The organism is Pseudomonas fuscovaginae SE-1 (assembly GCF_000364705.1).
In the GTDB taxonomy this organism is placed as follows: Bacteria; Pseudomonadota; Gammaproteobacteria; order Pseudomonadales; family Pseudomonadaceae; genus Aquipseudomonas; species Aquipseudomonas fuscovaginae_A.
In genome coordinates, this window is sequence record NZ_AQOH01000316.1 from 1 (window position 1) to 20,911 (window position 20,911).

General features: G+C 63.4%; 17 protein-coding genes. 11 read left to right on the forward strand and 6 right to left on the reverse strand.

The window, feature by feature from the left end; genetic code table 11:
* From K675_RS33210 to pqqE, 10 genes are all read left to right on the forward strand, one after another.
* The coding region (locus K675_RS33210; RefSeq protein WP_157383994.1) for a hypothetical protein at positions 1–266 on the forward strand (266 nt) is incomplete at its 5' end.
* A 659-nt stretch (positions 267–925) separates the two neighbouring features.
* Positions 926–1,384 (forward strand): Lrp/AsnC family transcriptional regulator, encoded by a 459-nt coding sequence (locus K675_RS0125435; protein WP_017906284.1) that lies wholly within the window; start codon positions 926–928, stop codon positions 1,382–1,384.
* Between the two features lie 262 nt (positions 1,385–1,646).
* Positions 1,647–3,329 carry a flavin monoamine oxidase family protein gene (locus tag K675_RS0125440; RefSeq protein ID WP_017906285.1) on the forward strand — a complete coding sequence of 561 codons (1,683 nt, stop codon included), beginning with the start codon at positions 1,647–1,649 and terminating at the stop codon, positions 3,327–3,329.
* Between the two features lie 14 nt (positions 3,330–3,343).
* Complete coding sequence (locus K675_RS0125445) at positions 3,344–4,138, forward strand: carbon-nitrogen hydrolase family protein (protein WP_017906286.1); 795 nt, start codon at positions 3,344–3,346, stop codon at positions 4,136–4,138.
* Between the two features lie 48 nt (positions 4,139–4,186).
* Entirely contained in the window at positions 4,187–6,670 is a 2,484-nt protein-coding gene (gene pqqF / locus K675_RS0125450; RefSeq protein ID WP_017906287.1) for a pyrroloquinoline quinone biosynthesis protein PqqF, read from the forward strand.
* Positions 6,671–6,801: 131 nt separating this feature from the next.
* Positions 6,802–6,876, forward strand: coding sequence for a pyrroloquinoline quinone precursor peptide PqqA (gene pqqA / locus K675_RS32565; protein WP_054057055.1), 75 nt, complete (start codon positions 6,802–6,804; stop codon positions 6,874–6,876).
* Positions 6,877–6,950: 74 nt separating this feature from the next.
* A complete protein-coding gene (gene pqqB, locus K675_RS0125455) occupies positions 6,951–7,862 on the forward strand; it encodes a pyrroloquinoline quinone biosynthesis protein PqqB (RefSeq protein WP_017906288.1) in 912 nt (303 codons plus the stop codon).
* A 12-nt stretch (positions 7,863–7,874) separates the two neighbouring features.
* Positions 7,875–8,627 (forward strand): pyrroloquinoline-quinone synthase PqqC, encoded by a 753-nt coding sequence (pqqC, locus tag K675_RS0125460; protein WP_017906289.1) that lies wholly within the window; start codon positions 7,875–7,877, stop codon positions 8,625–8,627.
* Positions 8,624–8,899: a pyrroloquinoline quinone biosynthesis peptide chaperone PqqD gene (pqqD, locus tag K675_RS0125465; RefSeq protein WP_017906290.1), complete on the forward strand. Its 276-nt coding sequence runs from the start codon at positions 8,624–8,626 to the stop codon at positions 8,897–8,899. Before pqqC ends, pqqD begins: the two co-directional genes overlap by 4 nt.
* Positions 8,871–10,037, forward strand: a complete 1,167-nt coding sequence (gene pqqE / locus K675_RS0125470) for a pyrroloquinoline quinone biosynthesis protein PqqE (RefSeq protein WP_080635401.1) — start codon at positions 8,871–8,873, stop codon at positions 10,035–10,037. Before pqqD ends, pqqE begins: the two co-directional genes overlap by 29 nt.
* A 181-nt stretch (positions 10,038–10,218) precedes the next feature.
* Here pqqE and K675_RS0125475 read toward each other — a convergent pair whose 3' ends face one another.
* Entirely contained in the window at positions 10,219–11,502 is a 1,284-nt protein-coding gene (locus tag K675_RS0125475) for an aspartate aminotransferase family protein (RefSeq protein ID WP_017906292.1), read from the reverse strand.
* A gap of 230 nt (positions 11,503–11,732) precedes the next feature.
* Here K675_RS0125475 and K675_RS0125480 point away from each other — a divergent pair, with 230 nt between their 5' ends.
* Positions 11,733–12,662, forward strand: coding sequence for a LysR family transcriptional regulator (locus K675_RS0125480; protein WP_017906293.1), 930 nt, complete (start codon positions 11,733–11,735; stop codon positions 12,660–12,662).
* 228 nt (positions 12,663–12,890) lie between these two features.
* On the opposite strand, the gene K675_RS0125485 is transcribed toward K675_RS0125480, so the two are convergent.
* The 5 genes from K675_RS0125485 to K675_RS0125505 all read right to left on the reverse strand — a co-directional run bounded on the left by K675_RS0125485 (position 12,891) and on the right by K675_RS0125505 (position 20,857).
* The gene (locus K675_RS0125485) at positions 12,891–14,663 is read right to left on the reverse strand and encodes an acyl-CoA dehydrogenase C-terminal domain-containing protein (protein WP_017906294.1); all 1,773 of its coding nucleotides are present in this window, start codon (positions 14,661–14,663) and stop codon (positions 12,891–12,893) included.
* A gap of 304 nt (positions 14,664–14,967) precedes the next feature.
* Positions 14,968–16,764, reverse strand: coding sequence for an acyl-CoA dehydrogenase C-terminal domain-containing protein (locus K675_RS0125490; protein ID WP_017906295.1), 1,797 nt, complete (start codon positions 16,762–16,764; stop codon positions 14,968–14,970).
* A 90-nt stretch (positions 16,765–16,854) separates the two neighbouring features.
* Entirely contained in the window at positions 16,855–18,150 is a 1,296-nt protein-coding gene (locus K675_RS0125495) for a GGDEF domain-containing protein (protein ID WP_026145530.1), read from the reverse strand.
* Between the two features lie 244 nt (positions 18,151–18,394).
* A complete protein-coding gene (locus tag K675_RS0125500) occupies positions 18,395–20,200 on the reverse strand; it encodes a phenylacyl-CoA dehydrogenase (RefSeq protein WP_017906297.1) in 1,806 nt (601 codons plus the stop codon).
* A gap of 363 nt (positions 20,201–20,563) precedes the next feature.
* Entirely contained in the window at positions 20,564–20,857 is a 294-nt protein-coding gene (locus tag K675_RS0125505; RefSeq protein ID WP_017906298.1) for a hypothetical protein, read from the reverse strand.
* Between the last annotated feature and the right edge of the window lie 54 nt (positions 20,858–20,911).

Consider the following 20,911-nt stretch of genomic DNA (forward strand, 5'->3'; position numbering starts at 1 on the left):
TGGCAATTTCTTCGAATCGCCTTGCCGAGTTTGATCAAGCGATTACTGCTGTAGCAAATATATCAATTGAAAATCTGCGCTCCAAAAAAACATCACATAAATACGGCTTTTTTTCTTTCGCCTACGCTTATGCAATGGCAAAACTAGCAGGATCGGCGCTCTATGATGACTCACGCTTTAATGCTATTGCAGAGGAAGCCATAGAACTTGGCCGATCAGAGGATTACAGAGGAGTCGAAAAAATAACTATGGCCCTGGCCAACTAACTCAAGCTATTTTAGGCGGCTGCTAATAGGCGGCCGCTTGATCGGAAAGGGCGGATATTAATACCACCCTGTGGATAAACTCGCATTTGTGATATTGGCTAGATTATTGCCTACCTGCTTAATGAAACTGCTAGCTCGCAGCCTAGGATTCCAAGCCCCCCTACTGAAAAACGCCGAACCTCCAAGCCACCTCAGGAGCTACGAAGAAGTTAGCCTCCGAAGGCTCATGCTCGCAGTCCCTGACCAACAGGTACATCAGGGGTACAGTCATCCGTTTGAACAAGCTTCTCTAAATTACGCTCAACACCACGTATTACGTGGCTTCCAGCTGTGCTAACCTGCACCTAGCTTTGAGTGATTTCGCTAGGCATACAGCCTTGCCCAGCAACTCATAATCCTTTGGTCCATGGTTCGAGTCCGTGTGGGCCCACCATCCTTGAAAGCCGCGCGTTGCGCGGCTTTTGCGTTTCTGGCGCAAGCGTTTCCCCGCACAGCAAAGCTGGAAAAGACAGCTGACTGTCCACAGAATGTCCACTGCTCGACAATGCATCGACGGGGACACACAGGTGCCATCCCCTCAAGACAGAGCTCGCACAATCGGCTCATTCCGTGAGCCGAATAGGCGATTTATTCGGCTCACGCCCAATCGGAGCACTACCTTGCCTGACAGCCGCATCCCCCTCGACGAAATCGATCGCCAATTGATCGCCGCCTTGCAGATCAACGCCCGGGAAAGCGTAGCCATGCTCGCCCGGCAGTTGGGCATTGCCCGCACGACCGTGACGTCGAGGCTGGCGCGCCTGGAAAAGGCCAAGGTGATCACGGGCTATGGCGTGCGCCTTGGTCAGCGAGTGGTCGATGGCGGATTGCAGGCCTATGTCGGGATCACGGTACAGCCGCGCTCGGGCAAGGATGTGGTGCGCAGGCTCAGTGCCATGGCACAGATCCAGCAGCTCTGTGCAGTGAGTGGCGAGTTCGACTACGTGGCCTGGCTGCGCAGTGATTCGCCGGAGCAGTTGGATCAGTTGCTCGACCAGATCGGCAGTGTCGAAGGAGTGGAGAAAACCACGACCTCGATCATTCTCAGCAGCAAGGTGGACCGGGGACAGCCGGTTTAGCCCAGGCCCCGACATCCAGGGACCTTTCGTGGATGAATGCGGCCCCCACGGACCACTGTAGGAGCCGGATTCATCCGCGAAGGGTCCACACCATCACTAAAAAATGACTTAAAGGTTCGTCATAAAGCATTAAGTGACTTCAAATAGACGACATTCTGCGTCTTATTTACGTTCTCCCCGCTACCTACAATGGCGCCAGTCTTTTCCTAACTACACTTCCACCGGATACCACTTCCGGCAGGAGTCGCCAGCAAGGTCCGCCATGAACAAGAAGAATCGCCACCCCGTCGATGGTAAAAAACCGGTCACCATTTTCGGCCCGGACTTTCCTTTTGCCTTCGATGACTGGATCGAGCATCCAGCAGGACTGGGGACGATTCCCGCAGAAAATCATGGCGCCGAAGTCGCCATCGTCGGTGCCGGTATCGCTGGCCTGGTGGCCGCCTACGAGCTGATGAAACTGGGCCTCAAGCCCGTGGTGTACGAAGCCTCGAAGATGGGCGGTCGCCTGCGCTCCCAGGAGTTCGAAGGCGCCAAGGGCATCATCGCCGAACTCGGCGGGATGCGCTTTCCGGTGTCGTCCACCGCCTTCTATCACTATGTCGACAAGCTCGGCCTGGAAACCAAACCCTTCCCCAACCCGCTGACCCCGGCCTCCGGCAGCACGGTGATCGATCTCGAAGGGCAGACCCACTACGCGGAAAAACTCGCCGACCTGCCGGCGCTGTTCCAGGAAGTCGCCGACGCCTGGGCCGATGCCCTGGAGGACGGTGCGCGCTTCGGTGATATCCAGCAGGCCATCCGCGACCGCGATGTGCCACGCCTGAAAGAACTGTGGAACACTCTGGTACCGCTGTGGGACGACCGCACCTTCTACGACTTCGTCGCCACCTCGAAGGCCTTCGCCAAGCTGTCCTTCCACCACCGAGAGGTGTTCGGCCAGGTCGGCTTCGGCACCGGCGGCTGGGACTCGGACTTCCCCAACTCGATGCTGGAAATCTTCCGCGTGGTCATGACCAACTGCGACGACCACCAACACCTGGTGGTCGGCGGTGTCGAGCAGGTGCCGCTGGGCATCTGGCGCCACGTGCCGGAGCGCTGCGCCCACTGGCCGGCCGGCACCAGCCTCAGCTCGCTGCACCACGGCGCGCCGCGGACCGGGGTGAAGCGCATTGCCCGCGCCGCCGACGGCCGTTTCGCCGTCACCGACAACTGGGGCGACACCCGCCACTACGCCGCCGTGCTCACCACCTGCCAGAGCTGGCTGCTGACCACCCAGATCGAATGCGAGGAATCGCTGTTCTCGCAGAAGATGTGGATGGCCCTGGACCGCACGCGCTACATGCAGTCGTCGAAGACCTTCGTCATGGTCGACCGGCCGTTCTGGAAGGACAAGGACCCGCAAACCGGTCGCGACCTGATGAGCATGACCCTGACCGATCGCCTCACCCGTGGCACCTACCTGTTCGACAATGGCGACGACAAGCCGGGGGTGATCTGCCTGTCCTACTCGTGGATGAGCGACGCGCTGAAGATGTTGCCGCAGCCCATCGACAAGCGGGTCAAGCTGGCCCTGGACGCCCTGAAGAAGATCTACCCGAAGGTGGACATCGCCGCACGCATCATCGGCGACCCGATCACCGTGTCCTGGGAGGCCGACCCGCATTTCCTCGGCGCCTTCAAGGGCGCGCTGCCCGGCCATTACCGCTACAACCAGCGGATGTACGCGCACTTCATGCAGGCCGACATGCCGGCCGAGCAGCGCGGGATCTTCATCGCCGGTGACGACGTGTCCTGGACGCCGGCCTGGGTCGAGGGCGCGGTACAGACCTCGCTCAACGCGGTGTGGGGCATCATGAACCACTTCGGCGGCCGTACCCATGCCGAGAACCCAGGTCCAGGCGATGTGTTCGCCGAGATCGGCCCGATCGCCCTGGCCGACTGAAGGGGGTCGAACCCATGCGCGTAGCGCTTTACCAATGCCCGCCCCTGCCCCTGGACGTGGCGGGCAATCTGCAGCGGTTGCAGGCACTGCTCGCCGAGGCCCATGGCGCCGATGTGCTGGTGCTGCCGGAGATGTTCCTGACCGGCTACAACATCGGCCCCGAGGCGGTCGCGGCGCTGGCGCAGCCTCGCGACGGCGCGGCGGCGCAGCACATCGCCGCATTGGCCAGGGCGGCGGATATCGCCATCGCCTACGGTTATCCCGAGCGCGCCGAGGACGGTAATATCTACAACGCCGTGCAGTTGATCGATGCCCGGGGCAACAGCCTGTGCAATTACCGCAAGACCCATCTGTTCGGCGATCTCGATCACTCGATGTTCAGCGTCGGGCCGGACGAATTCCCGGTGGTCGAACTCAACGGCTGGAAACTCGGCCTGCTGATCTGCTACGACGTCGAGTTCCCGGAAAACACCCGGCGCCTGGCCCTGGCCGGGGCCGAGCTGATCCTGGTGCCCACCGCCAACATGGTGCCGTTCGACTTCGTCGCCGACGTGACCATCCGCGCCCGCGCCTTCGAGAACCAGTGCTACGTGGCCTATGCCAACTACTGCGGCCACGAGGGTGACATCCACTACTGCGGCCAGAGCAGCATCGCCGCGCCGGACGGCAGCCGTATCGCCCATGCCGGCCTGGACGAGGCACTGATCGTCGGCACCCTCGACCGAGCAGCGATGCAGCAGTCCAGGGCCAGCAACCGCTATCTGCTGGACCGGCGTCCCGCGCTCTACGGTGACCTCAGCCGGGACTGACCCGGCGTTATCCGCTAGCATGGGCGCTTATCTGAAACGGAAGTGCCCATGCCCGCGCCCAACGCCCATGCCCCCCAATACCTGACCCTGGCCAACGGCCTGCGGGTCGCGCTGCGCCATGCCCCACAACTGAAACGTTGCGCGGCTGCCTTGCGGGTGGCAGCGGGCAGTCACGATGCGCCTGCAGCCTGGCCGGGACTGGCGCACTTCCTCGAACACCTGCTGTTTCTCGGCACCGAACGCTTTGCTGCGGCCGACGGGTTGATGGCCTATGTCCAACGCCACGGTGGCCAGGTGAATGCCAGCACCTGCGAACGTCACACCGAATTCTTTTTCGAACTGCTGCCCCCGGCCTTTGCCGGCGGGCTTGAGCGCCTCTGCGACATGCTCGCCCGTGCACGCCTGGCACCGGACGAACAGTTACGCGAACGCGAAGTGCTGGAGGCGGAGTTCATCGCCTGGTCGCGCGACGCCGTGGCGCAGCGGCAGTTCCAACTCCTCGCCGGGTTATCCAGGCACCACCCGCTGCGCGGCGTGCATGCTGGCAATCGCGCCAGCCTGCTGGTCGAAGACCCGGCCTTCCAGCAGGCGCTGAAGGGCTTCTATCAGGATTTCTACCAGACCGGGCAAATGACCCTGAGCCTGGTCGGCCCGCAGTCGCTGGAAGAACTGAAATCCCTGGCGCAAGCCCTGACCAGCGATCTGCGTCCGGGCCAGACAGTCGAACAGCAAGCGCCACCGGCGCTGTTCGAGAGGGGCAGGCGAAGTTATCAACAGGCCGACGCGCAGCAGCTCGACCTGCTCCTGGGCTGGGACGACCTGCCAGAAGACGCCGGTCAGGCTGTGGATTTCCTCTGCACCTGGCTCAACGACAGCCAGCCCGGCGGTTTCTCGGCCGCGCTGCGCGAGCGCCTGTGGATAAATTCGCTGAACGCCACGGCCCTCTATCAATTCTCCGGACAAGCCCTTGCAAGACTCGAACTCGAACTGACGCCCGAGGGTGCCAGCCAGGGTGCCGCGATCCAGGCACTGCTGGGTGATTGGCTGGCCTTCTTCGCCGGCCACGCCGACTGGCCAGCACTGCGCCGGGAATACCGCCTGCTGCAAAACCGCAAGGTCCGCAGCAGCACGGCTCTGGAGCTGGCGCGACGGGACGCCGGCGGCATCTCGCCGGAACTCTCGGCAGCCGCCCTGTCCGCGCTCAAGGCCCTGCTGAGCCAGAACGAGGCCCGCACTGTGGATAACTTGACGGTGCCCTGGCGACTGCCCCCGGCCAACCCGTTCCTGCGCTCCACCGCGCCGGCCGAACATCCGGGATTGATCCGCGGGCAGACCAGTGCCCACCGCGGTCTGCGCACCTTCGCCCAGGACCGTCTGCACAAGCGCCGCGACGCGTCCGCCATCACCCATGTCGAGCTGCCGGCGGATGACAGTGGTGAAGCGTCGATCCATCTGCGCTGGCAACTGCACGACTCGCGTGGCACCGCCCTCCTGCACGCGCGGCTGAACCAGGGCCTGCACAACCTGCGAGCCCAGGCGCGACAGGCTGGCGTGGAGTTGTCCTTCACGGTTCAGACGGATGCCTGGCAACTCCAGCTCAGCGGTTGGCGCGAGCCGATCCCGGCCATTCTCGAACAGGTCCTGTGCTGCCTGACGAAACCCCTCGACGCGATCTGGCACGCTCCCATGGAGCAATCCAAGCCGCTGATTCCCATCCGCGCCCTGCTCAAGCAATTGTCCGAGCAGATCCCTCCCACCGATGCCGCCACGCCCATCTGGGATGCCGAACGGTTGGGCAAGCTTTGGGCCGACGCTCAGTGGCAGGGGCTGGCCCTGGGGTTTCCAGCCGCGGCACAAACGGCCCTCAACAATGCCCTGAGCCGCACTCCCGGCCAGCCGGCACGGCAACAGCCGCGGCGGCCCGTCACGCCAGGCGAAAAGCACTGGCAAACCGTCCCCTGCGACACCGGCGAACAGGCCCTGCTGCTGTTCTGCCCGGCCGCCAGTGACAGCCTCGTCGATGAGGCCTGCTGGCGAGCGCTCGGCCAGATCATCCAGGCGCCGTTCTACCAGCGTCTGCGGGTCGAACTGCAATTGGGCTACGCGGTGTTCAGCGGCGTTCGCCAGCTCCATGGCGGCACTGGCCTGCTGCTCGGCGTACAGTCTCCGAGTGCATCGCTGGCGGAGTTGCTCGCGCACTTCGAGCGCTTCCTGGCGAACCTGCCCGAGCGGATCGCCAGCCTCGACGACAGCGCCTGGCACGCCCAGCGTGACGCCCTGGCCGCACAGTTCGAACTGGCGAGCCTGCCCCTGGTCCGAGCCGCCGAACTGCTCTGGCAGGCGCATCTGGCCAACCATTCGTCGGATTACCTCGAACAGCTCACCTCGACCATTCGCGGCCTGGAACGAGAACACCTGCAAATGGCCGCCAGGCAGCTCGATCAGGCCGTAGGTGGCTGGCTGTGTCTGGCGAACGGCGCCGGGCCGGCATCGGGCTGGCAGGTCGCGGGATCATTGCAGACCCTGCAATGAGCTTTCTCCAAGAAAACGGTCTACTTACCCGGTAAGATTCAGTAACATTAGCTTGCTAAGCATTTGAACATCTCCCGCCGGAGGTGGACTATATGTAGAGACACCCATCCACCCAACCGAAGGAGTCACTCATGGCCTGGACCAAACCCGCCTACACCGACCTGCGCATCGGCTTCGAAGTCACCATGTACTTCGCCAACCGTTGATCAGCCGTATGCAGTGCAACGCCTCGGCTCGCCGGGGCGTTTTCATTTTCAGTCCCTGAGTGAGTAACAGCGTCATGTTCGTCCAGATTCTCGGTTCCGCCGCCGGCGGCGGTTTTCCCCAATGGAACTGCAACTGCGCCAACTGCGCAGGCTTTCGCGCCGGCAGCCTGCGGGCCAGCGCGCGTACCCAATCCTCCATCGCCCTCTCCGACGACGGCGTGAACTGGATCCTCTGCAACGCCTCGCCGGATATCCGCGCCCAGCTCCAGGGCTTCGCCCCCCTGCAACCGGGTCGGGCCCTGCGCGATACCGGCATCAGTGCGATCATCCTGATGGACAGCCAGATCGACCACACCACCGGCCTGCTCAGCCTGCGCGAAGGTTGCCCGCACCAGGTCTGGTGCACCGACATGGTCAAGGAAGACCTGAGCACCGGTTTCCCGCTGTTCAAGATGCTGACCCACTGGAATGGCGGCCTCGACTGGCAGCGCATCGAGCTCGAGGGCAGCTTCACCATCGCCGCCTGCCCCAACCTGCGGTTCACCCCGCTGCCGCTGCGCAGTGCCGCCCCACCCTACTCGCCGCACCGCTTCGATCCGCATCCGGGCGACAACATCGGCCTGATCGTCGAAGACCTGCGCACCGGCGGCAAGCTGTTCTATGCCCCGGGCCTGGGCAAGGTCGATGCCCCCTTGCTGCGGATCATGGCCGGGAGTGACTGCCTGCTGGTGGACGGCACCCTGTGGGACGACGATGAAATGCAACGCCGTGGCGTCGGTACCCGCACAGGCCGGGAAATGGGCCACCTGGCGCAGAGCGGCCCCGGCGGCATGCTCGAAGTGCTGGAGCAACTCCCGACACAGCGCAAGGTCCTTATCCACATCAACAACACCAACCCGATTCTCGACGAGGACTCGCCGCAACGCGCCGAACTGCTGCGGCGCAATGTCGAGGTCGCCTACGATGGCATGAGCATCGAGCTGTAGGAGCACAACCGAATGAGCGACACCCCGCTGTCCCGCGCCGAATTCGAGCAGGCGCTGCGCGCCAAGGGCGCCTACTACCATATCCATCACCCCTACCATGTGGCGATGTATGAAGGTCGCGCCACCCGCGCACAGATCCAGGGCTGGGTCGCCAACCGCTTCTACTACCAGGTCAACATTCCCCTCAAGGACGCGGCGATCCTGGCCAACTGCCCGGACCGCGAGATCCGCCGCGAGTGGATCCAGCGCCTGCTCGACCACGATGGCGCTCCCGGTGAGGACGGCGGCATCGAAGCCTGGCTGCGCCTGGGCCAGGCGGTCGGCCTGGACCCCGAGCAACTGCGCTCCCAGGAACTGGTGCTGCCCGGCGTGCGTTTCGCCGTGGACGCCTACGTCAACTTCGCCCGCCGGGCCAGTTGGCAAGAGGCGGCCAGCAGCTCGCTGACCGAGCTGTTCGCGCCACAGATCCACCAGTCGCGCCTGGACAGCTGGCCGCAGCACTACCCGTGGATCGATCCCGCCGGCTACGAATACTTCCGCACCCGCCTGGGCCAGGCCCGGCGCGACGTCGAGCACGGGCTGGAAATCACCCTGCGGCACTACACCACGTACGAGAGCCAGCAGCGTATGCTGGAGATTCTCCAGTTCAAGCTGGACATTCTCTGGAGCATGCTCGATGCCATGAGCATGGCCTACGAACTGAACCGCCCGCCCTACCACAGCGTGACCGACCAGCGGGTCTGGCACCGAGGAATCACCCTATGAACTTCGATCGCGGCCTGACCCCCCAATGGCGACCCGGCTACCGCTTCCAGTACGAACCGGCGCAGAAGGGCCATGTGCTGCTTTACCCGGAAGGCATGATCAAGCTCAACGAGAGCGCCGCCCTGATCGGCGGACTGATCGACGGCCGGCGCGATGTGGCGGCGATCATCACCGAGTTGCAGCAACAGTTTCCCGACGTGGCCGAGCTTGGCGAGGACATCGAGCAGTTCATGGAGGTCGCCCGTGCAGAGCACTGGATCGAGCTTGCCTGAGTCCGGCCTGCCGCCCAAGCCGGAAGTCGGCCTGCCGCTATGGCTGCTCGCCGAGCTGACCTACCGTTGCCCGCTGCAATGCCCGTACTGCTCCAACCCGCTGGACTTCGCCGGACAGGGCCAGGAGTTGAGCACAGAGCAGTGGTTCAAGGTACTGCGCGAGGCACGGGAAATGGGCGCCGCCCAACTGGGCTTTTCCGGCGGCGAGCCGCTGGTGCGCCAGGATCTTGTCGAGTTGATCGCCGAAGCTCGCCGGCTGGGCTACTACACCAACCTGATCACCTCCGGCATCGGCCTGACCGAGCAGAAAATCGGCGACTTCAAGGAAGCGGGCCTGGATCATATCCAGATCAGCTTCCAGGCCAGCGACGAACAGGTGAACAACCTGCTGGCCGGTTCGAGGAAGGCCTTCGCGCAGAAACTGGAAATGGCCCGGGCGGTGAAGGCCCACGGTTATCCCATGGTGCTGAACTTCGTCACCCACCGGCACAACATCGACCGGATCGAGCGCATCATCGAGCTGTGCCTGGCCCTGGAAGCGGACTTCGTCGAACTCGCCACCTGCCAGTTCTATGGCTGGGCACAGCTCAACCGCCAGGGCCTGCTGCCGACCCGCGAACAGTTGCAGCGCGCCGAGCGCATCACCAACGAGTACCGCGCCCGGCTGCAGGCCGAGGGCAACCCGTGCAAGCTGATCTTCGTCACCCCGGACTACTACGAGGAACGCCCGAAAGCCTGCATGAACGGCTGGGGCAGCCTGTTCCTCACCGTCACCCCGGATGGCACCGCTTTACCCTGCCATGGCGCCCGGCAGTTGCCGGTGCAGTTCCCCAATGTGCGCGACCACAGCCTGCCACACATCTGGTACGACTCGTTCGGCTTCAACCGTTTTCGCGGTTACGAGTGGATGCCCGAACCGTGCCGCTCCTGTGACGAGAAGGAAAAGGACTTCGGCGGCTGCCGCTGCCAGGCCTTCATGCTCACCGGCGATGCCAGCAACGCCGACCCGGTCTGCGCCAAGTCCCATCACCACGACGTGATCCTGCAGGCCCGCGAAGAAGCCGGCCAGGCGGGACCTGCCATCGAACAACTGGTGTTTCGCAACGAGCGCAACTCGCGCCTGATCGCCAAGGGCTGAGCCCCTCGGCGCCACGGGGCTCAGGCGAGTATCTGCAAGCCGTGTTTCTGAACGATGCGCTCCCGCCAGCGGGAACGACGCCCGAAAAAAAACACCCCGTGCCAAAAGAGTCAGGCACAGGGCGACGCGTTATACCGCGAGACGGTTCGGAATCAGGTTCGGGAAAAAGCGATAGACCCAGTCAGACGGAAATACCCTTGCGGCATTGCAGCTGGGCGGTACGCACCCGGGAGAAAGCCCGGGCCAATCGCAGCAGCATCTCGTCGATAGTGCCCTGGCTGACCGTCAGGGCCGGGGAAAAGCGCAGGCTGTCGGCGGTCGGTGCATCGAGCAACAGGCCTTCCTGCAATGCGGCCTTGACCACCGCATCCGCCGAGGCCTCGCTCAAGGTCAGGCCCCAGAGCAGCCCGGCGCCACGCAACCGGCCATGCTCATAACGCCGTGCCAGCCGCTCCAGGCCCTGCTGCAGGTAGCTTCCGTGCTCAGCCACCTCGTCGAGGAAACCGTGCTTGAGCAGTGTATCGAGCACCGCCAGACCAGCGGCACCCATCAAGGCGTTGCCATGGTGGCTGCCACCGATCTCGCCGGCCTCGAAACAGCAGGCCGTGCCCCGCGCCAGGAGTGCCGACAACGGCGTACCGCCGCCCAGGCCCTTGCCGAGAGCGATGATGTCGGCACGCACTGCATACAACTGCTCGGCCAGCAGGCTGCCACAGCGCCCGATACCGGTCTGCACCTCGTCGAAGATCAGCAGGATGCCCAGGTCCCGGCATAGCCGTTCGACGCCCTGGAGATAATCGCGGGTGGCCGGGGTGACACCCGCCGCGCGCTGGATCGGTTCGAGCATGATCGCCACGGTCTTGGCATCCACGGCGGCATGCAGGGCGTCCAGGTCATTGAACGGCACCTGGCTGAACCCCGGCAACTGCGGTTCGAAACGATTGCCGAAACAGTCCTGGCCAGACGCCGACATCGCGCCGAAGCTGCGGCCATGGCAAGCATTGCCCGCGCTGATGATCCGATAGGCACCGCCGCGATGCAGTTGGCCCCACTTGCGTGCCAGCTTGATCGCCGCTTCACAGGCTTCCGAACCGCTGTTGAGGAAATGCACCTGGTCGCTGTCGGTGGCACGGCACAGACGGTCTGCCAGTTTCGATTGCATCGGGTTATGAAAACCCGCACCGGCATTGATCAGGCTGTGGGCCTGGTCCGCCAGCGCATGGGCCAGCACGCCCGGACTGTGGCCAAGGCTGTTGGTCCCGCCGCCCTGACTGAAGTCCAGGTAGGCCCGCTCCTCGCTGTCCCACAACCAGGAGCCCTGACCGCGGACGAACACCGGGCTGGGGCGCTCGGCAGCCGGCATCAGGCACTCGCTCGCCGTGTGCTCATGGCGGGCACGGGGCAGGAAGCCGGCAGCCAGATCATCGAGGCTCGGTTGCGGTCGACGCAGCTTGAACAGGTTCATGCGCGCCCCCCCTGAGGACACAACCAGAGCCGGCTGGCAACCCGGTGCTTATCCGTATCGCGGATCGGACTCTGGCCGAGATTTTTTGCCTGGCCTATGTAAACACCCTCCACGCAAACGGTATTCATCGCACGCTCTGGCCCTGTAAGCCCTTTGATTTGGGGTTAGACTAGGGCTCCGAGGCGCTCACGGCCATTTCGTTTTTCGAGCATTTTCGATAAGTATTACTTATGGATTTCAAGCAACTGCGTTATTTCGTCGCGGTGTACGAAGAAGGCCATGTCGGCCGCGCCGCCGAACGCCTGTCGATCTCCCAGCCGGCCCTGTCACAACAGATACGCCACCTGGAACACCACCTCGACGTCAGCCTGTTCGAACGCAGCAGCAAGCGCCTGTTGCCGACCCTGGCCGCCCACACCCTGTACAACCACGCCCTGCCGCTGCTCGACGGCATGCAGCGGGCCCGCGAAGCCTTGCGCAACTTCCAGGGCCAGGCGTTGCGCACCCTCGCCATCGGTGTGCTGCAAACCGTGCACACCAGCCTGGTGCCACAGATGCTCGAACGGGTACGCAAGGCCCATCCGCACCTGGTGGTACAGATCTACGAATTGACCGGCCTGGAAATCGAACGACGTCTGCTCAACGGCTCGCTGGATATCGGCATCAGTTATCTGCCACCCCGCCAGCCGGGCTTGCATGGCCTGCCGCTGTACGAAGACGAGCTGCAACTGGTGATCCCTGCCGAACACCCATTGCGCGAATTCAAGAAAGTCTCGGTCAGCCAGGCCGCGGAACTGCCGATGCTGCTGCTCGGCGAAGAGTTCCAGATCCGCCAGATCTGGCAGGCACAACTGGCCAACCTCGGCCGGCGCCCCCAGGTTCAGGCCGAGCTGAACAACATGGCGGGGATTCTCGACAGCCTGCCCCACACCCGGCTGGCCACCGTGCTGCCGGGCCGCTCACGGGACGCGCACGATGACCATGAGCTGCTGTGGAAACCGCTGACCGAACCGCGGGTGTCGCTGCGGGTCGGCCTGGTATGTCGCGACGTGCAACGCCAGCAGGCTTCGCTGGAACTGCTGCGGGTGCTACTGGAGGACGTGATGAACAGTCCGGTCGGGCATCCGCACGCCGCTGCGGGGCTCGAAGGCCTGGGCTGAGGAAAACTTTTCGCGGACAAAAGAAAACCCCGCCGAAGCGGGGCTTTGCAGACTGTTTCCCTGACATCCATTTCGCTCCACCATCCTGGCGGAATCCTACGTGTCCGTGTTTTGCTTTGAGCTTCCTGCTCGACGTCCTTCATAAGTAGATTACCGCTGGATCCAATATGGCGATATGGGCAAACAGCAGCGCGTTATGTAAGCAAAAGCTTACATGCCAGATCCACCTCAGAACTGCTCGGCATCGAGCAGGAACAGCGACTCGCTCCCCGCCTTCACCGACGCCGTCAGCGAGTGGATACGCGGCAGCAAACGGGCGAAATAGAACCGCGCGGTGCCCAGCTTGCTCGCGTAGAACGCCTCGTCCTTGCCCAGGGCCGCCCTGGCCATCAGTGCCCACATGTAGGCATAGGCGGTATAACCGAAGGTGTGCAGGTATTCGACCGATGCCGCACCGATCTCGTTCGGGTTGGTTTTGGAGCGGTCCAGTACCCAGTCGGTCAGCTCATCGAGGTTATCCAGCGCCGCCGCCAGGGGCTTGGTGAACTCGGCCAGATCGGCGCTGGCGCTGTCGATGAAGTGCCGAACCTCCTCGGCGAACAGGCGGTAGTAGGCGCCGCCGCTGCCGACGATCTTGCGCCCCACCAGGTCCAGCGCCTGGATGCCGTTGGTACCCTCGTAGATCTGGGTGATGCGCACGTCACGCACCAGTTGCTCCTGGCCCCACTCACGCACGTAGCCGTGGCCACCGAAGACCTGCTGACCGTGCACCGTGGCTTCCAGACCAAGGTCGGTCAGGAACGCCTTGGCCACCGGCGTCAGCAGGGCCACCAGCTCATCGGCACGCTTGCGGGTCGCGGCGTCCTCGCTGAACTTGGCGGTATCGAGCTGCATCGCCACGTAGGTGGAGAATGCCCGGCCGCCTTCGTTCGCCGCCTTCATGGTCAGCAACATGCGCCGCACGTCCGGGTGGACGATGATCGGGTCGGCCGCCTTGTCCTTGGCCTTCGGCCCGGTCGGCGAACGGCTCTGCAGACGGTCGCGGGCGTATTCGATGGCGTTCTGGTAGGAGCGCTCGCCGGAGGCCAGGCCCTGGATGCCGACGCCCAGGCGCTCGTAGTTCATCATGGTGAACATTGCCGCCAGGCCCTTGTTCGGCTCGCCCACCAGGTAACCGGTGGCCTCGTCGAAGTTCATCACGCAGGTCGCCGAAGCCTGGATCCCCATCTTGTGCTCGATGGAGCCGCAGGTCGCCGGGTTGCGCGCCCCCAGGCTGCCATCGGCATTGACCAGGAACTTGGGCACCAAGAACAGCGAGATGCCTTTCGGACCGGCCGGGGCATCGGGCAGCTTGGCCAGTACCAGATGGATGATGTTCTCGGTGAGGTCGTGCTCACCGCCGGTGATGAAGATCTTGGTGCCGCTGATCTTGTAGGAACCGTCCGCCTGCGGTTCGGCCTTGGTGCGGATGATCCCCAGATCGGTACCGGCGTGGGGTTCGGTCAGGCACATGGAACCGGCCCAGAGCCCGGCATACATGTTCGGCAGGTAGGTGGCCTTGAGCTCCTCGCTGGCGTGGGTGTTGATCGACACGCAGGCGCCGGAGGTCAGCATCGGGTACAGGCCGAAGGCGAGGCTGGCGGAGTTGATCATCTCCTCGACCTGCGCCGAGACGGCCTTGGGCATACCCATGCCGCCAAACAGCGGATCACCGCCGACACCGACCCAGCCGCCCTCGGCGTAGGTCTGGTAGGCCTGTGGAAAACCGGCCGGGGTATGGACCACGCCGTTGTCCCAGCGGCAGCCTTCCTCGTCGCCACCACGGCTCAGGGGCGCGATGCTCTTGGCGGTGACCTTGCCGGCTTCCTCGAGAATCGCCTCGACGGTTTGCGCATCCACGGTCTCGGCCAGCGCAGGCAGTTGGGCCCAGAGATTGCCGACCTCGAAGACTTCATTGAGGACGAAGCGCATATCGCGCAGGGGCGCTTTGTAGTCAGCCATGGCAAACCTCGCAAGATCTAGAACGATAGGGCCCGCACTGGGCCGATTTCCGAAGGCTTGAGTGTACAACAACAACTTTTCAGACACATAGGGTCATCACGTGACGGATTTGTTATTTTTAGTCACATGCATGCGCGGATTGTTGTGCAGAATGTTACGGCCTCTTCGCGGGCAAGCGGAGCGCCGCCCGGCCCGCTCCTACCGGTATGCGCAGTACCTTTGGGAGATTCGATGGTCTGGTGCGAGACTGGCGGGCCCATTCGCGACGGTCCGACGCGAAGAGGCCCCAAAGTCCCCTCATAACCTAAAGGGCAAACACCTCGGCCGGCAACCGCATCAGACTCTCGCTCCCCGCCTCCACCGCCGCCCGATGAGCGGCGGTGCGCGGCAGCAGTCGCTTGAAGTAGAACTCGCACGTCGCCAGCTTGCCACGGCAATAGTCCGCGTCGCCGCTGCCATCGTCCAACTGTGCCTGGGCCACCAGCGCCATGCGCAGCCACAGGTACGCCAGAACGATGTAACCGCTGTACATCAGATAATCGACCGCCGCCGCGCCCACTTCATCGGCGTTCTGCATGGCCGCCTTGCCGACCAGCAGCGTCAGTTCGCCCCACTCCCGGTTCAACCGATCGAGCTGCGTCACATGACCGCCCAGTTGCGGATGTCCGGCGTTGGCCTCGCAGAATCTGTGCACGATCCGGGTAAAGCCGCGCAGCAGCTTGCCCTGGCTACCGAGCACCTTGCGCCCCAGCAGGTCCAGCGCCTGGATGCCATTGGTACCCTCGTAGATCGGCGCGATGCGGCAATCGCGTACCAGTTGCTCCATGCCCCACTCGCGAATGAAACCGTGGCCGCCAAACACCTGCATCCCATGGTTGGTCACCTCCAGCCCGGTCTCGGTCATGAAGGCCTTGCAGATCGGCGTCAGGAACGCCAGCAGGTCCTCGGCCTCCTGGCGCTGCTCGGCCTGCTCGGCGCGGTGAGCGATGTCCAGCCACTGCGCGGTGAAATAGGTCAGCGCACGGTTGCCCTCGTTGAACGCCTTCATCGTCAGCAACATCCGCCGCACGTCGGGGTGCACGATGATCGGGTCGGCGGCCTTGTGCGGGGCCTTGGGACCGGTCAGCGAGCGCATCTGCAAGCGATCGCTGGCGTAGCGGACCGCGCCCTGGAAGCTGGTCTCACCCAGGCACAGGCCCTGCATCCCGGTCCCGAGGCGGGCATGGTTCATCATGGTGAACATGCAATTGAGGCCCTTGTTCGCCTCGCCGATCAGGAAGCCCTTGGCGGCATCGAAGTTCAGCACGCAGGTGGCCGAGGCCTTGATGCCCATCTTGTGCTCGATGGAGCCACAGGACACGGCATTGCGCTCGCCCGCCTCGCCGGCCGCATCGGGCAGGAACTTGGGCACGATGAACAGCGAGATGCCCTTGGTGCCCGCCGGTGCGTCCGGCAACTTGGCCAGCACCAGGTGGACAATGTTGCGACTCATGTCGTGCTCGCCGGCGGAGATGAAGATTTTGCTCCCGGTCACCGCGTAGCTGCCATCGGCCTGGGGCACGGCGCGGGTCTTGATCAATCCCAGGTCGGTGCCGCAATGGGCTTCGGTCAGGCACATGGTGCCGGTCCATTCGCCGGCGGTCAGCTTGCTCAGATAGGTCTGTTTCTGCTGTTCGGTACCGTGGGCATGGATCGCCGACATGGCGCCGTGGGTCAGGCCGGGGTACATGCCCCAGGACGTGTTGCTGGAACCGATCATTTCGCTGATCACCAGGCCCAGCGACTGCGGCAGGCCCTGCCCGCCATACTGCGGGTCGGCCGCCAGCCCATGCCAGCCCGCCTCGACATACTGGGCAAAGGCCTGCTTGAAGCCCTTGGGCGTGGTCACCACGCCATTGTCGAAATGACAGCCCTCTTCATCGCCGGAGCGATTGAGCGGTGCCAGCACCTGTTCACAGAATTTCGCGCCTTCCTCCAGGATCGCCCCGACCATATCGGGGCTGGCATCGCTGGCACCCAGGCGTTCGTAGTGGGCGTGGAAATCGAAAACATGGTCGAGCAGAAAGCGCATGTCGCGTAGCGGGGCTTTGTATTCAGGCATGGTCGTGTCTCCGGCAGCAGATGATTCAACCTACTGTCGGCGCCCGCCCCCGGGCAATCACAGTCCAGCCGCTGAATGCTCCACCATCACTCAGCCCACGGCCTCCTTGGTGCGCACCGCGCCGCGCTTGGCGGTCTGCCCGGCGGCCATGACACAGTTGCGCCCGGCCCCCTTGGCAGCGTAGAGCGCCTGGTCGGCGGACTTTAGCACCTCGTCCGGGGTGCGCTGGTCCTGCTGGCGCTCGGCGACGCCGATACTGATCGTCACCGAGACACTGCTAGCGCCGCTGCCCGAACGGCGCTGGCGCCCCTGCTGGTCATCCTGCGGGCGGCTTTCCGGGTTGCGCAAATGGATGTTGTAGTTGGCGATGACCTCGCGGATCACCTCCAGGTGCGGCAGGCATTCTTCCAGGCTCTTGCCGGCGAACACCACCGCGAACTCCTCGCCACCGTAGCGATAGGCCCGACCACCGCCGCTGACCTTGGCCAGCTTGCTCGCCACCAGCCGCAACACCTGGTCACCGACATCGTGGCCATGGGTGTCGTTGAATTTCTTGAAGTGGTCGACGTCGGTCATCGCCAGCACATAGTTACGTCCCAGGCGCTGCATGCGCTCGTTGAGCGCGCGACGACCGGGCAGCCCGGTCAGCTCGTCACGGAACGCCATCTGATAGGCCTCGTGGGCCACCGCCGCGGCGATCATCAGCATCACCTGGCTGCACATGATGTTCAGGGTGAACGGCAGAATGAAGGTCATCGGCAGCATCCAGAACAGCCCCAGCAGGCCGATCAACTGGGCCGCATGCAAGGGCCGCGGGTTGCGCCAGTACTGCACCGTCAGCAGCAGGAACGCGGCGAGGAATACCGGGTAGGACAACTGGATCAGGCTCATCCACGCCCCGTGCAAGGCTGGCCAGCGGATTTCCGCCAACCAGCCGAGCAAGGCCTCCGGATAACTCTGCTCCAGGCCCAGAGCCACGCTGCCCACCGCCAGCAGCACGGCGAATCGCGCGATCATGTCCTGGAACAGGTGCGTGCGCTCCTGCCAGGCGGCGAACACGCCGAACAACAGCGGCAACAGCAGGCAGACCAGATGGAAAACCACGGCGGCGTCCTGGCGGACCTTGCCGTAGTCGCGGTAGTAGTCGGCCTGGGTGGAAAGCAGGAAATAGGCGATGTACACCGTGATCATCAAAAACAGTTCGCGCTGGCGCCGGTAGACCGCGCAATAGGAACCGCCCAGCAACAGCACCAGGGTCGGCAGGACGTTGAACAGTGAGGTGAAGAAGACGTTGAGATCCTTGACGTAGGCCGCCGCGAGCCCCGCAAGCAACAACATGACGGAGGGGAGAAAGTGACTGGCATGTACAGCAGGAGAACGCGGCAAGGGTAAAGCTCCGACCGGCAGATTCAATAGATGGCATTGTGCCTTTATTTGCGCGAGTAAAGCACAAAGAATGTGACAGAGATCACGAATGCACTCTCTTTAACGGCAGGGCTCGGCTTCTTCTTAGCGTTTTAGTCAGGAATTTCAACTGTTGACGCCAATAAATCGGCAATACCGGAAAACGCCCACAAAAAAGCCGCTCTCCCGCGGGAGAAGCGGCTTTTAAAGGTCACGCCAGCAGGACTCAGTAGCCCAGGCTGAAGTTCTCTTCCTTCATGTCCATCAGGTTGTTGGCACCCGACAGCATGGTGGCCACGTGGGTACGGGTACGCGGCAGAATGCGCTGGAAGTAGAAGCGTGCGGTCTGCAGCTTGGCGGTGTAGAACGCCTCGTCAGTGGTGCCCGCAGCCAGCTTCTCGGCCGCCACGCGCGCCATGTCGGCCCAGAAGTAGGCCAGGCAGGCGTAGCCGGAGTACATCAGGTAGTCCACCGAAGCGGCACCGACTTCCTCGCGGTCCTTCATCGCGGCCATGCCCACTTTCATGGTCAGCTCGCCCCACTCCTTGTTCAACGCGGCCAGTGGCGCCACGAACTCGCTGACGGCTTCGTTGCCTTCGTTGGCCTGGCAGAACTTGTGGACGATCCTGGTGAAGCCCTTCAGCGCCTCGCCCTGGGTCATCAGCACCTTGCGCCCCAGCAGGTCCAGCGCCTGGATACCGGTGGTGCCTTCGTACAGCATCGAGATACGGCTGTCGCGAACGTTCTGCTCCATGCCCCACTCGGCGATGAAGCCGTGGCCACCATAGATCTGCAGGCCCTGGTTGGCGGCCTCGAAGCCGACTTCGGTCATGAACGCCTTGGCGATCGGGGTCATGAAGGCCAGCAGCGCGTCGGCCTTCTTCTTCTCTTCCTCGTCCTGGCCGTACTTGACGATATCCACCTGCTTGGCGGTGAAGTACACCATCGCCCGGTTACCCTCGGCGAAGGCCTTCATGGTCAGCAGCATGCGACGCACGTCAGGGTGCACGATGATCGGGTCGGCGGCCTTGTCCGGTGCTTTCGGGCCGGTCAGGGAGCGCATCTGCAGACGCTCGCGAGCGTACTTCAGGCCACCCTGGAAACCGATTTCGGCGTGGGCCAGGCCTTGCAGCGCGGTCCCCAGGCGAGCGGTGTTCATGAAGGTGAACATGCAGTTCAGGCCCTTGTTCGGCGGGCCGATCAGGAAACCGGTGGCGCCGTCGAAGTTCATCACGCAGGTGGCGTTGCCGTGGATGCCCATCTTGTGTTCGATGGAGCCACAGGACACGGCATTGCGCTGGCCGATCGTACCGTCGGCGTTGGGCAGGAACTTGGGCACGATGAACAGCGAAATGCCCTTGGTGCCGGCCGGTGCATCCGGCAGGCGCGCCAGGACGATATGAACGATGTTGTCGGCCATGTCGTGTTCGCCGGCCGAGATGAAGATCTTGGTCCCGCTGACCTTGTAGGAGCCGTCGGCCTGTGGCTCGGCCTTGGTGCGCAGCATGCCCAGGTCGGTACCGCAGTGCGGTTCGGTCAGGCACATGGTGCCGGTCCATTCGCCGGACACCAGCTTGGTCAGGTAGGCCTCCTGCTGCTCGGGAGTACCGTGCTCGGAAATGGTGTTCATCGCGCCATGGGACAGGCCCGGGTACATGCCCCACGACCAGTTGGCCTCGCCGACCATCTCGCTTACCGCCAGGCCCAGCGATTCCGGCAGGCCCTGGCCGCCGTGCGCGACGTCATGGGCCAGGCTCGGCCAGCCACCCTCGACGAACTGCTTGTAGGCCTCCTTGAAGCCGCTCGGGGTCTTCACGCCGGACTCGCTCCAGGTGCAGCCTTCGGTATCACCCACACGGTTCAGCGGAGCCAGGACCTGTTCGCAGAACTTGGCGCCTTCCTCGAGGATGGCGTTGACCATGTCCGGAGTAGCGTCCTGGCAAGCCGGCAGGCTCTGATAGTGCGCTTCGTAGCCAAGCAGTTCGTCACGAACGAAGCGAATATCACGCAAGGGGGCCTTGTAGTCAGGCATAGCGATAAACCTCTGCTGATGAAACCTGGAATAAGCGACCGCGTCGATTTGCCACGCCGGTCAAACGGTTGTTTGAAACATACGTTTGCGCCCAAGCCTTGTCAAGCGTCGTACATGAGCCATTGGTCATGCAAAACGGACAACAGGGGCAGGAAATCGCCTGCAGCCCCGCTGGCAGCGGCTGACAACAAGGAAAGAATAGTCGAGAGGGGAATATGATCTAACCGGCGGACGCAGACGATCGGCAGACGCCAATGACGCCGACTATCGAGCAAAGACCGCGGCAATGCACCAGGCGCGAAGATCGGCGCATGGCAACACGGGCGCTACCGCGCCCGCGGGGATGGGGTAACGGGGAAACGCTCAGGCGTAAGTGTCGATCAGCGTGCCAAGAGCCTGGTCCGAAGCCTTCTCGACCTTGGCCCCCAGTTCGACCTGGAGTTTGCCCTGGGACAGGTCGACCAGACTGCTCGACAGGTCCTGCTGGCTGCGATCCAGCGACAGCAGGCGTTCGACCTGGGAGTCCGAGGACTGGCTCTTCAGCGAACGCTCGACGGTGGTATTGGCAATCTGGCCGGCGGCCTGATCGACACGATTCTGCCCGGACTGAATAGTGCTCAGACCGGCATAAAAAGCGGTGCTACCTGAGATTTCCATGGGCGGACTCGACTGTTGGGAAGTCTTGGAGACTGCATTGAAGCAGAACCCAAG

Excerpts from the sequence above, each read along its gene's own strand:
- K675_RS0125475 (WP_017906292.1), bottom strand. The coding sequence starts at position 11,502 with ATGAACCTGTTCAAGCTGCGTCGACCGCAACCGAGCCTCGATGATCTG.
- pqqF (WP_017906287.1), top strand. The coding sequence starts at position 4,187 with ATGCCCGCGCCCAACGCCCATGCCCCCCAATACCTGACCCTGGCCAAC.
- pqqB (WP_017906288.1), top strand. The coding sequence starts at position 6,951 with ATGTTCGTCCAGATTCTCGGTTCCGCCGCCGGCGGCGGTTTTCCCCAA.
- K675_RS0125505 (WP_017906298.1), bottom strand. The coding sequence starts at position 20,857 with ATGGAAATCTCAGGTAGCACCGCTTTTTATGCCGGTCTGAGCACTATT.
- pqqC (WP_017906289.1), top strand. The coding sequence starts at position 7,875 with ATGAGCGACACCCCGCTGTCCCGCGCCGAATTCGAGCAGGCGCTGCGC.
- K675_RS0125440 (WP_017906285.1), top strand. The coding sequence starts at position 1,647 with ATGAACAAGAAGAATCGCCACCCCGTCGATGGTAAAAAACCGGTCACC.
- K675_RS0125500 (WP_017906297.1), bottom strand. The coding sequence starts at position 20,200 with ATGCCTGACTACAAGGCCCCCTTGCGTGATATTCGCTTCGTTCGTGAC.
- K675_RS0125490 (WP_017906295.1), bottom strand. The coding sequence starts at position 16,764 with ATGCCTGAATACAAAGCCCCGCTACGCGACATGCGCTTTCTGCTCGAC.
- K675_RS0125485 (WP_017906294.1), bottom strand. The coding sequence starts at position 14,663 with ATGGCTGACTACAAAGCGCCCCTGCGCGATATGCGCTTCGTCCTCAAT.
- K675_RS0125480 (WP_017906293.1), top strand. The coding sequence starts at position 11,733 with ATGGATTTCAAGCAACTGCGTTATTTCGTCGCGGTGTACGAAGAAGGC.
- K675_RS0125445 (WP_017906286.1), top strand. The coding sequence starts at position 3,344 with ATGCGCGTAGCGCTTTACCAATGCCCGCCCCTGCCCCTGGACGTGGCG.
- pqqD (WP_017906290.1), top strand. The coding sequence starts at position 8,624 with ATGAACTTCGATCGCGGCCTGACCCCCCAATGGCGACCCGGCTACCGC.